Genomic DNA, 13962 nt, shown 5'->3' with positions numbered 1-13962 from the left:
TTAAATACCTTTAAAATTCCTTTTTTAAATTATTTCTTTTCTGCTTCTTCCTTACGCAAACGTTCCTCAAGTTGACGAACGATCTCAGCGTGCTTCTTTTCAGTTAGTGTTACCTTAAACCAGTAAATAAGAACTGAAATAATAATCAAAGCGATTGGGATGTAGAACATAAACAAGTTAAATGACTGCATACCAGCATCAGTAATATCCTCAGGCTTTGCTGAACCAGTCATACCAGCAGCAACAGCAGCGACACCAACGATACCATTAGCGAAAGCACCAGCTAACTTATCAATCAATGGACGCAATGATAATGTCACTGATTCATTACGAATTCCCAACTTCCATTGTCCATACTCAACAGAATCAGTAATTGTCATTAAAACAACCAAGAACAAGATTGGATATGGTGAGAAGAACAACGTAATCGCTGTTAATACTAATGGTAAGCTATTTGCTGAGAATAGGAACAGTGCATAACCAATCAACATGATAATTGCACCTGTCGTAAAGATCGTACGACGTGAGAAAAACTTTGACAATGTTGGGAAAATTGAAACTGCGACAATTCCTTCAATGGCGGTAAAGATTCCAACTAAGTAGAACTTATCTCCGGCCCCCATGACATACTTGAAGTAGTACAACAACATTGAATTTGTAGAAACATAAGCTAGTGCAAACAAGAAGTATGACAATGCTTGCCACATTAATTGGTCATTCTTGGCAACAGCTGTAAAGATAGCCTTGATGCCAGCTTTTTCAGTATTCTGACGAACAATGTTATCTTCTTCTTTCGTTCCAAATACAGTTAGCAAAACACCACCGTATGCAACTACCGCAATAACAACGGCAAACCAGAACCAACCAGTCTTTGTTTCAGCATGTGATCCAAGAAAGATTAATGAGAAGAATGTTACCAATGGGATAACAACAATTTGAACACCTTGTTGACCTAAGGTTGATCCGAAACGCGCAATTGTTCCGAATTTCTCACGCTTTTTACTATCCAAAGACAAAGCGGGTAACATTGACCAGAAAGCCACATCCTTGAATGAATAGAAACCATCCAGTGTAATAAATACAATTCCAAACAAGATAATGTATAGCACTGGGTGGCTAACATTTAAACCACCAAAGTCAGTAAAGATGACAATCAACAGTACTGAACTAATTAATCCAGCGACCACCAACCATGGCTTGAACTTTCCCCAACGAGTACGAGTGTTATCAACCACACCACCAATAACTGGGTCGAAGATAATTTCGACAACACGCAAGGCAACAATCAGACCAGTTACCCAACCAATCATTTTGTCATTAAACCCTGCATCCGAGGTGTTGAATAACTGACTTGTCACGAACATCATAAAGTATGTACTTAATGTTGCATAAAATGCATCGTGACCAAACGCTCCTGCCGCGTACGACAAGTACTGTTTTACCATTTTCATAATATAATTCCTCCAAAGCACGTCTGTGCATATCTACAATATTAATGATAAAGCGCTTTCAAACGTATATTTGCTTATTTTAAACCAAAAAAAAGGACAAATTGAAAGTATGCTCAAGTCGTATCAAGCTGTTTTTTGGCATTTATGTTTGCCATTTTCTAAAATTTATGGGAGTAACCCCTGTTTCACGTTTAAAAATACGGCTAAAGTACGCTGCATCACGAAAGCCACTTTCATTGGCAACTGCAACCACTCGTAAATGCTTCTGCGAAACTAATAGTTTTTTAGCATGACTTATCCTAACTTGGAGCAAGTATTCCTGGGGACTTAAATGCATAATTTTTTGAAACAAACGATCTAAATACTGTGGCGTCATATTTAAATGCTTAGCAACCGATGTAATCGTTAAATTGGTTGCAAAATTTTCTGACATATAGTTCATAGCCGGCTTAACATAGCGAATAAAATCAGGATGGTTAACATTGACATGATAAGATTCTTCACGTCCAAGCGATAATAATAGGTAATACGATAGTGCTGATACCCATTCATGATCTACAGGATTTGATTCTAAAGTTGCAATAATCTGTTCTACTTGATTAACAAACTCAACCCCTCTTTCAGGGGGAATATAAACATAATCATGATTCATCATTTGCAGATTGAAATCATCGGCAAATTTCCCCTGGAATGTCACAAATATAACTTCCCATTTATCATTAACATTAGCTGATTCGTACCGATGAGGAACACCTGGCGATACTAGTACCCCCGCCTTTTCCGGCAAAATTAGGTGCTTTTCGCCAATCCAAAAATTGCCAACTCCTTTTTCCGTTTGCAACCAATGAAAATGCGGAAACCCTTGATATCTAATGATTTGGTCCTGGGGCCATTCAGCACCTATATGTTCAACCGTGACCGGAAAATCATTAGCATCTAAATTGAAATATGCACGCATATATTTTCCTCACTTTATTCTTAATCTTGTCATTATATTTATGTCTAAACTATTCATTTTTATACTTGTACCATAAAATGTCTACTCACTATTTTAGCTTATTATGAGATTTTTTCATAACCATTATGGGTATAATTTGCTTTTTCGTTTTTTTACTTATAAAATGTAATTAAATATGATTATCAAACAGGAGGTTTTTTATGACTAAAGTTGGTATTATCGGTGCTACCGGAATGGCAGGCTCAGCCACATTCAAGGCAGCGCAAGAAGCAGGCCTTGATGTCACTGCAATTGTCCGTAATGCAGATAAGGCAAAGCAAAATCTCGGTGCAAATATTCAGTTGATTGAATCTGATGCTTTCAATTTAACCAAGTCTGATTTAGAACAATTTGACGTCGTCGTTGATGCTTTTGCAACGGCACCAGAAAAGGCTTATCTACATACAGATCTAGCAACCCATTTAGTTGCTACGCTTCGTGAAACAGAATCACCACGTTTAATCTTTATCTTAGGTGCTGGTAGTACATTTGTTGGCACAGGTGATCAACGTCATTTTGCTTATGAAGATATCAAAGCTGACCCAAACAATGCTGCTTGGCAAAGTATTCCCGAAAACCAACTTTACGAATTTAATTTCCTAAAGGATGTTAAAAATGTTAGCTGGACGGGTGTTTCTCCTGGTCAATTATTTGTGCCTGGTGAATTAGCTGATAAGGTGCTTTATGGTAAAGATGATATGCTATTTGATGAACAAGGACGTTCACAAACAACTAGCGACACAATGGCTAAGGCTATTGTTGACGAAATAATCACACCTGCTCACAAGCAAGAACGTTTTATCGTAACAAATGGCTAATAAATACAAATAAAGGACATCAATCAACCATATTCAAATGGTTAGTTGATGTCCTTTTTTATGCAACCGTTAATATGGCATAGCCTAACGCGATAAAAATTAACAATAATAATAAGTTAATGACCATTAACTTAATCGGAAAGCTGTAATTAATTTCTTCAATTTGGCGTTGATATTGTCGCCAAGCCAATAAATTGGCCAATGATGCAATAATCGTTCCCAATCCCCCAATCGAAACACCCAAATACACAGCATTCACCCGACTAGTAAAAGCACTTAATAAGACAGCCGCTGGCACATTACTAATAAATTGACTAAGGACAATTCCTGAAATAAATGAGCCATTATCCGTTGTAGTCAATTCTTCAAATAGTGATACTACGCTTGGTATGCGGCTCAATACACCGACTATTAAAAATAGCTCAACAAACAAAATGATAATGCCATAGTCTACTTGTAAAAAGCGTTTTTTGTTAATAACTAATGTTAATAGAATACTAACAACTAATGAAATCATAATTGGCAATAAATGCAGCAATCCGGCTAGAACAACAAAACTACCTGCAATCAACAACTTAGTCTGTTTGGGACGTATAGTTGGCAAATCAAGTGTTAATTGTTCCAGATTTGATGATCGAAAAAATAGACTACTAAGCAGAACAAATAAGAAACTAATTAATCCTAGCGGCCATGACATCTGAAAAAAATCACCCATTTGTAGCTGATAATGGCTAGCTAAGTAGATGTTTTGTGGATTACCAAATGGTGTTACTGCACTACCCAGATTAGCAAATACAGTTAACAGGATAATTGGTAAGACGGCGTTAACATGTATTTTTTGAGCAATGACAACAAATATCGGAATAAAAGTTATGATAGCCACATCATTCGTTAAAAACATTGCACTAAAAAACACCAATAGAAAAACTGTGAGCTGCACCTGACGAGTTGTTTGACACTTCTTAATAATCGTCAGCGCAACGTACTTTAGCAATCCTTCCCCTTCATATAAACTGATTAAAATCATCAATGAAAGTAATGAAAGAATTGTCTGCATATCAATATCGTTAAGCTGAACATGGCCCACAAACAACGCCAAAATGAGCAAGACTGTTGTTACCCACAAAGTGCGATCGTTAATAATTTTATAAACAAGTGTTTTCATACGTTGTTTTCCTTATCATTTTTATACATCGATCGTGGAATTTTCCAATAAAAATAAGTGATTAGTTATCATTTTATACACTAATCACTTATTTTAAACTATTTTACTATATATTTAATCTCTAGCCGTCATAAAGGCACGGTTCATTGGCAAATCATGACCTGACGCACCCTTTGTTAGCAAGAACTGCATAACGTCAATGTTACCGGCCTCAAATGATGCTGCACAAGCTTGTAAGTATAGATCCCACATGCGTGCAAACTCTTCACCATATTCACTAACGGTTTCATCAAACACTTTATGATAATTATCAGCCCAATGTTCAAGTGTTTTTTGATAGTGACGACGTAGTGGCTCAAGATCATCCAATTGCAAGCCTGCATCCAAGACATGGGTAACATTTTCAACAACATTCGGAATATAGCCACCTGGGAAAATGTACTTTTCAATAAATGGATCTACACCTGCCCCATAATGTTGGCCAGTGATACCGTGGATTAGTGCACGACCATTTGGAACTAAGTATTTTTCAACGTCTTTAAAGTACTCTGCTAGATTATCTTTACCAACGTGCTCAAACATACCAACTGACGTTATGTAGTCAAATTGTTGGTCAATATCACGATAATCCTGTAACAGCACGTGTACTTTATCTTCCAAGCCCAATTCCTTCACACATGTCATTGTATAATCATATTGTTCCTGAGATAATGTGACACCATAACTATCCAATCCATACTCTTGGGCAGCTGTAATAATCAGTGTTCCCCATCCAGAACCGATATCAAGCAATGTTTTACCGGGCTCAGCATGTAATTTATCTAAAATATGATGCACCTTGGCAATTTGTGCTTCTTCAAGCGTCATATCATCATGCGCCCAATAAGCACATGAATAAGTCATTGTGCTGTCTAACCACTTTTTATAAAAATCATTCCCTATGTCATAGTGGCTTTGAATATCTTCTTTTGATGTTTCTTTATCATGCGAAGATGTAAATTTGCTAATCAAAGAACCGGTAAAACCACTTTGATCCGTCAAAAAACTATCCGCCTGACGATATGCCGCGGTAACCAGTTCCTGAATGCTACCATCGATTTCAATATCACGCTTCATATAGGCTTCAGCTAATTCTAATGTTGGCACCTTAGCCATACGTTTTAAATCAAGTTTCTTATTAAATGTGATATGAATTTGTGGTAGACCTTCACCATAATTTTCAGTCTTACCGTCCCAGTATGTCACCATTACTGGCACATCAAACGCACTTGCAAGAAGTTTATTTAAAACCTTTTTTTGTAACATTCCTTTCACACCTCACAATAAAAATATATCTCCATTGTATACCTTATTGTCAAGTTTTGCTGGCCACTTGCTTAAAAATATTTATGAATACACAAAAAAAAGAGCATCACAATAAAGTGATACTCTTTTAATGCTTTATGGTAAAAATTTTACCATGAAGCCTTCTTAACACCAGGAATTTGACCCTTGTGTGCCAATTCACGGAACTTCAAACGTGACATACCAAAGTCACGCATGTAGGCACGTGGACGACCATCAATTTTGTCACGACGGTGGATACGAACAGGTGAAGCGTTGCGAGGCAACTTTGACAACCCAACGTAATCACCAGCAGCCTTTAGTTCGGCACGCTTTGCAGCGTACTTCTCTACAGTTGCTTCAATCTTCATTTCCTTAGCGATCTTTGACTTTTTAGCCATGATTACTTTACCTCCTTGAACACAGTAACACGACGCAACTTTGGAGAATACTTCTTTAACTCCAAACGATCTGGCGTGTTACGACGGTTCTTAGAAGTCAAGTAGATACGCTCACCAGTTTCGGCGGCTTCTAATAAAATGTTAATGCGCATTAACATAACTCCTTGAATTTATTTGCGGGGTGCCCCCCACCACTAATTTGAACGACAGGATTAGCTGCATTGGGCTAATCCCCAAGCTTGCGCCGTTACAATATAGCTAGTAAATTACAAATATTTATATTACACACTTTTTCGGTAAATAGCAAGTATTTTATCCTAAAAAATTTAAACCTGCCTGCTAACATTAAGACTCAGCGAGTCGCATAAAGTACCAACTCAAAAATCCCATCGCAACTGCCAAAATATCATTTGCAATAACGTCTAAAAAGCCATATATTGGCCAGCCAATGACCGTAACGACGTATGCTAGGAAATTAAACAGAACATATAATATACCCAGTAAGGTCAGTGCATTGCGCAATGATTCAAAATTATTTTTCCTAGCAGATCTACCCAATTGAATCAGCGCCAGTGCCATGACAATAATTAATAGACCAGAAACAATATCACGCATTGATACTGGTGTCGTTGTAATCGCAACATCTAAGGTAATTGGCCAAAGAAACTGAACGAGTAACCAAAGTAACCAAACGATAGCTAACAGCTTTAAATCTCGACTAAACATGACTTTCTCTGTTGCTACCGCATATTTAATCAGTGCGATTAACGTAACTAATACTAAACTACCAGCCACTAATTGTAACGTTTTAAACGCATATTCGTAAGAAGTCCCCTTGGCCGTTAACATGGCTAAAGGAAATTGGCTGATTTTATACGTTGGCCAAACAATTGTTCCTAAAACGCTCTGTAGGATTAATAGTAGGCTACCAACCATCCCCGCACCTACAGTAATTTTTTTCTGCCACCACGGCTGCATGATTATCTCCTTAATTTGCTAATTTTTGATAAATAAAAAGAGCAAAAAGCCCTAACACCAATATAACGAATTTCTTGCCAAGCAGCAAGCCTGTTTCCGTTAGTTACTAATGGGTACTTTTCACTCTTCATCATGATTAAATTTTAGTTTGGTTCAATCTCCAATAATAGATCACCACCGTCAACCATATCTTCGGCAGTCACATAAATATGCTTGATTGTTCCATTAAATGGTGCTTGAATAGATGTCTCCATCTTCATCGCTTCAGTAACAAGTAACGTATCACCTTGTTTAACCGCTTGACCATTTTCTACATTAACTGAGACGACACTTCCGGCCATGGTTGCACCAAGTTCATGTTCATTTGATGGTTCTGCCTTACGACGAACAACCGTTGTCGTTTGCACACTAGCATCCTGTACGTCAATTTCTAGTGGCGTACCATTAACATCAAAGTATAAGGTCCGGACACCATCAACGTTTGGTTCCCCGATTTCTTCAAGCTGGAAGATAACCGTTTGACCTTCGCCCATCTTAACATCAATGCGTTCTCCCAGACGCATACCTTGGAAGAATGTTGGTGTATCTAGCACCGTCACTGGGCCGAACTTATCATTGTTAGCCATATAATCCAAAAATACCTTTGGATAAAGAATATATGAAATAACTTCTTCAGCCGTTGGCTGTCGATGTAACTTTTCCTTCAACGTGGCCTCTTTGGTTGCAAAGTCAGCCGGTGCGGTTAACTTACCAGGGCGTACCGTAATTGGCTTACGACCTTTCAAAACAACCTTCTGCAAATCTTCTGGGAAACCACCAACTGGTTGACCCAAGTCACCAGCAAAGAAGTCAACGACAGATTGTGGGAAATCAATTGATTGACCATCTGCTAATACCTTTTCAGGTGTTAGATCATTTTGTACCATGAACAATGCCATGTCACCAACGACCTTAGATGAAGGAGTTACCTTGATAATATCGCCAAACATCTTATTGACTGTCACATACATCTTCTTCACTTCATTCCAACGGTCACCTAAACGTAATGCTTGGGCTTGCTGTTGCAAATTAGAATATTGACCACCTGGCATTTCAACCTCAAAAATATCTGTCTGAGTACCAGACGTTTCACTCATGAAGTCACGGTAGTATGGACGTACACCAGCCCAATAGTCATTGATTCGATTAGCTGCATGAATATCTAACTCTGGTTGACGATCATGTCCAGTTAGTGAATAGTACAATGCACCCATAGAAGGTTGTGATGTTGCACCAGAAAATGTTGACATTGCAACATCCACAACATCTACCCCCGCATCAACCGCACGGGCATAAGTATAAATACCATTACCAGTAGTATCGTGGGTGTGTAGATGAATTGGTACATCGACTTTATCCTTTAGCGCACTAACTAATTGATAGGCTGCTTCAGGCTTTAACAATGCAGCCATATCCTTAATAGCAATAATATGGGCCCCTTGTGCCACTAATTCTTGAGCAAAATCTGTATAGTACTTCAAGTTGTATTTCGTTCTTGAGGTATCTAAAATATCACCCGTGTAAGCCATCGCAACTTCGGCAAGTTTATTATTATCACGTACGTATTGGATTGACTTTTCCATTTGTGGCAGCCAGTTAAGACTATCGAAAATACGGAAAACATCCATACCATTCGTAGCAGATAATTTAATGAATTCTTCCAAAACATTATCTGGATAATTTTGATAACCAACCGCATTTGAACCACGGAACAACATTTGAGTTAATGTTCGAGGCATTTTCTTACGTAATATGCGCAAACGCTCCCAAGGATCCTCACCCAAGAAACGGTAAGCAGTATCGAAAGTTGCACCACCCCACATCTCACTTGAGAATAGATTTGGTAAGGCTAACTGTGAATCTGCTGCAATTGACGCCATATCTTTCGTTCGTAAGCGTGTCGCAAATAATGATTGATGTGCATCACGCATCGTTGTATCAGTCAGCAATACTTTATCTTGTTGCTTTAACCAATCAACCACGCCATCAGGACCTTTAGCATCCAAAACATCCTTGGCGGTTACTAAGTCATTAGGTAATGTCGTTGCCTGAGTTGGCTCATAATGGGTTGACGTATAAATCTTTGGTCGATCATGATCCAATCCTGGGAATCCATTAACCGTTGTTTCAGCAACATACCGCAAGACCTTACGTTCAGGATCCTTATCTGGCAAAATTTCAAATAATTCGGCATGATTGTCAACGAATGTCGTTGGTGCCGCTGCTGCTCTAAATGTTGGATGAGCAAAAACGTTCTTTAGGAATGGAATATTCGTTTTAACACCACGAATAACAAATTCGCTCAATGCGCGCTTCATTTTATCAACTGCAGCTGCAAAGTCCGAACCATGTGTCACTAGCTTAACTAGCAATGAATCGAAATAAGGCGTTACTGTAGCGCCGGCATAAACATTACCAGCATCTAGACGAACACCTGTTCCACCGGGTGAACGATACCAATCAATTTTTCCAGTATCAGGCATGAAATTATTGGCTGGATCTTCAGTAGTAATACGTGACTGAATAGCCACACCAACTGCTTGTAATTGATCCTGTTCAGGGATGTTTACCGGTGTTTCATGCAAACCATAACCTTGGGCAATCAATAATTGTGACTTCACAATATCAACGCCTGTCACTTCTTCAGTGACTGTGTGTTCAACTTGAACACGTGGGTTAACTTCAATAAAGTAAAAGTCATCACCCTCAACTAAGAATTCAACGGTACCAGCACTTTGATAATCAACACTGCGCATCAACCGTAAGGCAGCATTTTGAATGCGTTGTCGCATAGCCACTGAAACTGAAACAGCTGGGGCAAATTCAATAATCTTTTGGTGACGACGTTGAATAGATGAATCACGCTCAAACAAATGCATCACTTCACCTTGTTCGTCCGCCAAAATTTGAATTTCGACGTGTTGCGGATCGCGCAAATACTTTTCCAAATAAATATCTGGCTTACCAAAACTTTGTTTGGCTTCAGATGCTGCGCGCTCAAAGGCCTCTTTTAATTCTTCCTCATGGTCAACAACACGCATCCCACGACCACCACCACCGGCCGCTGACTTAACAAATAGTGGATAACCATGCTCCTTACCAAAGGCTAACGCTTCTTGCACGTCAGCTACTGGATGATCTGTACCTGGTACTGTTGGCACATCAGCCTTAGCTGCAATTTGTTTAGCAACGATTTTGTCACCAAACATCTTTAAATGCTCAGACTTAGGACCAACAAATTTAATGCCAGCTGCTTCCACAGCAGCAGCAAATTCGTCGTTTTCAGATAGAAAACCATATCCAGGATGGATTGCATCTACACCTGCTTGCTTTGCAATGCGGATAATATCAGCAATATCTAAATAGGCTGCAATTGGTGCTTTACCCGCACCAACTTGATAAGCTTCATCAGCTTTGAAACGATGAACAGCAAATTCATCTTCTTTTGCAAAGATAGCAACTGTCTTGATTCCGAGTTCTTTTGCTGCACGTATTAAGCGGACGGCAATTTCACCTCGGTTTGCAATCAACAACTTTTCCATTTGATTGAACTCCCCTTAACACCCTGATTTATGATAAACATCTCATTTAAAATAATGATGTTTATCATTTAGTGTAGCAGAAAAAAGCGCCATATACCACAAAATATAGTATATGACGCCTAAATTATTCTTATTTTATTAATAGCAATCCATGTTTCACTAATTTCATTTTAATATTTATGGACGGTGATTCGTCTTAATTTCTTCAAATTCACCATCGAAAACATTTGCACCATGCGTTGCTTGTTGTTTACCCTGAACAGATGATTGTTCTTGCACTTTAGCGATAGTTTGCTTTATTCGACGTGAACTCTTCCACCACCAAAGGCCAATGATTAACATAATAATTAAAAAAAGCATCTAAAACCCCCAATCTTGTAAGTAAGAGTCTATCATTGATAACTTAAAGTTTACTTAGCTTATTTTTCAGCGTTCAAAGTAGCAATTTTAATAATTGTATCAGTTGCCTGCGCCATCACCGTCGTCGAAACGTACTCGTAACGACCGTGCATATTTTCACCACCAGCAAACAAGTTAGGTGTTGGTAGCCCTAGGAATGTAATCTTTGAACCATCAGTCCCACCACGAACCGGCTCAATAATTGGATCAATCTTCAAATCACGCATGGCTTCAGCCGCCAAATCAACCGGCGTCATATCGTCCTTAAGAATCTCTCCCATATTGTAGTATTGGTCCTTTAGTGTCAACTTAATACGATCAACACCCAGTTGGTTATTCAACCGATCAACAATCTCGGTCATTAATGTTTTACGCGCTTCAAATTGTTGACGATCATGGTCACGAATGATGTAATCCATACGAGCATCTTCAGGCGTACCTGCTAGATTTAGTAAATGGAAGAACCCTTCACGTCCAGCCGTTAATTCAGGACGATCCCCCGCTGGCAAAGCGTTATGAACATCAATAGCAACTTGCAAGGCATTGACCATCGTATCTTTAGCTGTTCCAGGATGAACATTACGTCCTTGAATTTCAACAACTGCTGACGCAGCTGAAAAAGTTTCCCACTCAAGTTCACCAAGCGGTCCACCATCAACGGTATAGGCAAAATCAGCCCCAAACTCTGCGACGTGGAAATTATCAGCCCCAACACCGATTTCCTCGTCAGGCCCAAAAGCAAAGACCAGCTTACCATGTTCTAATTCTGGATGAGCAATAAAGTGTTCAGCTGCTGAGACAATCTCTGCAACTCCCGCTTTATCGTCTGCTCCCAAAAGGGTTGTACCATCTGATGTAATCAAGGTATGTCCCGCATACTTCTTTAATGATGGGAAATCTGCTGTTGTTAATGAATAATCGTCATTCAGCTTGATTTCCGATTGACCATCATAATCAGTCACAAATTGTGGTTGCACATTTTCCGAATTAAAGTCTGCTGTATCAACATGTGAAATAAAACCAATTGTTGGTACTTCCTTAGCTATATTGCTAGCTAGTTCGGCAAAAACATAACCATCAGGCATTGTCCGGACATTTTCCAAACCAATCGTCTTTAACTCAGCAGCTAAATCTTTTAGAAAAGCCACTTCTTTTGGATCAGATGGAATCGTTGTTGAATTTTCATTTGATTGGGTATTAATTTTAACGTAATCGATAAAACGATCAACTAAATTAGGATAAAGTTCTTCTGTCATGTTACACCTCTGTTATTAAATATAAGTATATGGATCGGTATTAGTCGTTGATGCAAACACTGTTTCTAAATGCCAGCTATTCTCTGTTTGCCAATCTTTAATTAAGTTAACCATGTGTTGTTTAGCAATGGCCTCCATGTGGTGATCTGGATCAATCACAACAAAATCATCTGCTAAAACATCATGAGCTGTATGGTAGTAAAAATCCGCTGTGACGTAAGCATCTGCACCAGCAGCCAATGCTTGTGGATATTCATCACCACCATCGCCACCTAAGACGGCAATTCTTTGGATTGGTCGTTGTAAATCATTAGCGATGACACGCACCGCTTTCACCTGGAATAAATCACGCACAAAACCCGCATATGTGGCCACAGTTTGCGGTTCGGTCAACTGGCCGATTCTACCTAAGCCAGTCTGACCATCATCATTAGGGATGAGGGGTTGCACATCATTTAATTGTAATGCTGCCGCCAACCAGTCATTCATGCCATTCACGGCAGCATCTAAGTTTGTATGCGCAGCATAAACAACAACGTCATGTTTAATCAAATCAGCATACATCGCATTCTGCGGAACTGATAAGTCTAAATTTTTAGCAGGATGAAACATCATTGGATGGTGAGCAAAAATAAAATCGACTTGCTGATCAATCGCCTCCTGCACCACCTCCGGGCGAACATCTAACGTTGTCATCACCCGATGAATTTCTTTTTTCGGATTACCTAACTGTAATCCAATTGGATCTTTTTCCCAAGCTAAAGACTTTGGTGCATAGTCCTCAATCTTTGCTATTAAATCACATGCTAGCATAAGCAATTGCCTCCATTATCGTTTGCAATTCTTTTGCATATTCTTGGTAAGCGTCACTTTCTGATTGATCAGCGGACTCAAGCTTGCGCATAATATTTCGAATACGCATGGCTTCACGCTGCCATTTTTCTAACCAAACTGATGACGGTTCAGTTAAATTATAGGGACCAAACTTCAATTCGCGCAGTGAATAAGTGACGTTTCCCGGTTCTGCAACCAATATTTCATAGTAATGGCCATCATCTGTAACGACCGCCTCATCGACTAGTTGATAACCATTTTCAGATAACCATGATCTAACCAAATCGATATCAATGTTTGGTTGCAAAACGAGCCGATGATAGCGGAATTTATCTAATTCACCCTCGGTTAAAATTTGACAAATCAAACGACCACCCATACCGGCAATAACGACGGTATCAACTAAATCACTAGTTTTAATTGCCGCTAAACCATTGGCAAGCCGTGGCATCAATACATCATGTAAACCATGACGTGCTATTTCGTTTTCAACATTTGCCAAGGGACCAGGTGCAACTTCCCCAGCAATGGCAAATGAAATATGTTTATTTAATAATAAATTTGCAGGCAGATAAGCATGATCTGACCCAATGTCTGCAATTCTAGCGCCATCGGGTACAAAATCCGCTACTGCTGCTAAACGTTTTGACAAATGCCAAGCGTCCATTGTCCGTCCTCATTTCTATATCTTATTAATTTCTAATAATCATATTATACATTGTTAAACACACCGTGACAAACAGCCTAAAACATATAAAA

General features: G+C 39.0%; 13 protein-coding genes. 1 reads left to right on the top strand and 12 read right to left on the bottom strand.

What is annotated here, in order from left to right; all coding sequences use genetic code 11:
* Window positions 1-29: 29 nt before the first annotated feature.
* Window positions 30-1451 (bottom strand): glycoside-pentoside-hexuronide (GPH):cation symporter, encoded by a 1422-nt coding sequence (locus FOL01_RS04395; protein ID WP_075269525.1) that lies wholly within the window; start codon window positions 1449-1451, stop codon window positions 30-32.
* Between the two features lie 142 nt (window positions 1452-1593).
* The gene (locus FOL01_RS04390; RefSeq protein ID WP_075269524.1) at window positions 1594-2409 is read right to left on the bottom strand and encodes an AraC family transcriptional regulator; all 816 of its coding nucleotides are present in this window, start codon (window positions 2407-2409) and stop codon (window positions 1594-1596) included.
* 200 nt (window positions 2410-2609) lie between these two features.
* Between FOL01_RS04390 and FOL01_RS04385 the strand changes: the two genes are divergently transcribed.
* On the top strand, window positions 2610-3266 hold the full coding sequence (locus FOL01_RS04385) for an NAD(P)H-binding protein (protein WP_075269523.1): 657 nt from the start codon (window positions 2610-2612) through the stop codon (window positions 3264-3266).
* Between the two features lie 58 nt (window positions 3267-3324).
* Here FOL01_RS04385 and FOL01_RS04380 read toward each other — a convergent pair whose 3' ends face one another.
* From FOL01_RS04380 to FOL01_RS04335, 10 genes are all read right to left on the bottom strand, one after another.
* Window positions 3325-4431, bottom strand: coding sequence for an SLC13 family permease (locus FOL01_RS04380; protein ID WP_075269522.1), 1107 nt, complete (start codon window positions 4429-4431; stop codon window positions 3325-3327).
* Window positions 4432-4545: 114 nt separating this feature from the next.
* Window positions 4546-5736, bottom strand: a complete 1191-nt coding sequence (locus tag FOL01_RS04375; protein WP_075269521.1) for an SAM-dependent methyltransferase — start codon at window positions 5734-5736, stop codon at window positions 4546-4548.
* A 149-nt stretch (window positions 5737-5885) separates the two neighbouring features.
* Window positions 5886-6155 (bottom strand): 30S ribosomal protein S14, encoded by a 270-nt coding sequence (gene rpsN, locus FOL01_RS04370; RefSeq protein ID WP_075269520.1) that lies wholly within the window; start codon window positions 6153-6155, stop codon window positions 5886-5888.
* Between the two features lie 2 nt (window positions 6156-6157).
* Window positions 6158-6307 (bottom strand): 50S ribosomal protein L33, encoded by a 150-nt coding sequence (gene rpmG, locus FOL01_RS04365; protein ID WP_002827335.1) that lies wholly within the window; start codon window positions 6305-6307, stop codon window positions 6158-6160.
* Window positions 6308-6500: 193 nt separating this feature from the next.
* Complete coding sequence (locus FOL01_RS04360) at window positions 6501-7133, bottom strand: hypothetical protein (RefSeq protein WP_075269519.1); 633 nt, start codon at window positions 7131-7133, stop codon at window positions 6501-6503.
* A gap of 143 nt (window positions 7134-7276) precedes the next feature.
* On the bottom strand, window positions 7277-10714 hold the full coding sequence (locus FOL01_RS04355; RefSeq protein ID WP_075269518.1) for a pyruvate carboxylase: 3438 nt from the start codon (window positions 10712-10714) through the stop codon (window positions 7277-7279).
* Between the two features lie 177 nt (window positions 10715-10891).
* Window positions 10892-11074, bottom strand: a complete 183-nt coding sequence (locus FOL01_RS04350) for a hypothetical protein (RefSeq protein WP_075269517.1) — start codon at window positions 11072-11074, stop codon at window positions 10892-10894.
* 59 nt (window positions 11075-11133) lie between these two features.
* A complete protein-coding gene (pepT, locus tag FOL01_RS04345; RefSeq protein ID WP_075269516.1) occupies window positions 11134-12369 on the bottom strand; it encodes a peptidase T in 1236 nt (411 codons plus the stop codon).
* 15 nt (window positions 12370-12384) lie between these two features.
* A complete protein-coding gene (locus tag FOL01_RS04340) occupies window positions 12385-13182 on the bottom strand; it encodes a Nif3-like dinuclear metal center hexameric protein (RefSeq protein WP_075269515.1) in 798 nt (265 codons plus the stop codon).
* Complete coding sequence (locus FOL01_RS04335; RefSeq protein WP_075269514.1) at window positions 13169-13870, bottom strand: tRNA (adenine(22)-N(1))-methyltransferase; 702 nt, start codon at window positions 13868-13870, stop codon at window positions 13169-13171. The genes FOL01_RS04340 and FOL01_RS04335 overlap by 14 nt, the downstream gene beginning before the upstream one ends.
* Between the last annotated feature and the right edge of the window lie 92 nt (window positions 13871-13962).

Source organism: Weissella thailandensis (assembly GCF_001932615.1).
Taxonomy (GTDB): domain Bacteria; phylum Bacillota; class Bacilli; order Lactobacillales; family Lactobacillaceae; genus Weissella; species Weissella thailandensis.
The sequence above is the reverse complement of the archived record's forward strand: the minus strand, read 5'-3'. Positions and strand labels throughout refer to the sequence as shown.

What these genes read in the sequence shown, in the direction of transcription:
- FOL01_RS04395 (WP_075269525.1), bottom strand. Translation starts at nt 1,451, where the DNA reads ATGAAAATGGTAAAACAGTACTTGTCGTACGCGGCAGGAGCGTTTGGT.
- FOL01_RS04390 (WP_075269524.1), bottom strand. Translation starts at nt 2,409, where the DNA reads ATGCGTGCATATTTCAATTTAGATGCTAATGATTTTCCGGTCACGGTT.
- FOL01_RS04385 (WP_075269523.1), top strand. Translation starts at nt 2,610, where the DNA reads ATGACTAAAGTTGGTATTATCGGTGCTACCGGAATGGCAGGCTCAGCC.
- FOL01_RS04380 (WP_075269522.1), bottom strand. Translation starts at nt 4,431, where the DNA reads ATGAAAACACTTGTTTATAAAATTATTAACGATCGCACTTTGTGGGTA.
- FOL01_RS04375 (WP_075269521.1), bottom strand. Translation starts at nt 5,736, where the DNA reads ATGTTACAAAAAAAGGTTTTAAATAAACTTCTTGCAAGTGCGTTTGAT.
- rpsN (WP_075269520.1), bottom strand. Translation starts at nt 6,155, where the DNA reads ATGGCTAAAAAGTCAAAGATCGCTAAGGAAATGAAGATTGAAGCAACT.
- rpmG (WP_002827335.1), bottom strand. Translation starts at nt 6,307, where the DNA reads ATGCGCATTAACATTTTATTAGAAGCCGCCGAAACTGGTGAGCGTATC.
- FOL01_RS04360 (WP_075269519.1), bottom strand. Translation starts at nt 7,133, where the DNA reads ATGCAGCCGTGGTGGCAGAAAAAAATTACTGTAGGTGCGGGGATGGTT.
- FOL01_RS04355 (WP_075269518.1), bottom strand. Translation starts at nt 10,714, where the DNA reads ATGGAAAAGTTGTTGATTGCAAACCGAGGTGAAATTGCCGTCCGCTTA.
- FOL01_RS04350 (WP_075269517.1), bottom strand. Translation starts at nt 11,074, where the DNA reads ATGCTTTTTTTAATTATTATGTTAATCATTGGCCTTTGGTGGTGGAAG.
- pepT (WP_075269516.1), bottom strand. Translation starts at nt 12,369, where the DNA reads ATGACAGAAGAACTTTATCCTAATTTAGTTGATCGTTTTATCGATTAC.
- FOL01_RS04340 (WP_075269515.1), bottom strand. Translation starts at nt 13,182, where the DNA reads ATGCTAGCATGTGATTTAATAGCAAAGATTGAGGACTATGCACCAAAG.
- FOL01_RS04335 (WP_075269514.1), bottom strand. Translation starts at nt 13,870, where the DNA reads ATGGACGCTTGGCATTTGTCAAAACGTTTAGCAGCAGTAGCGGATTTT.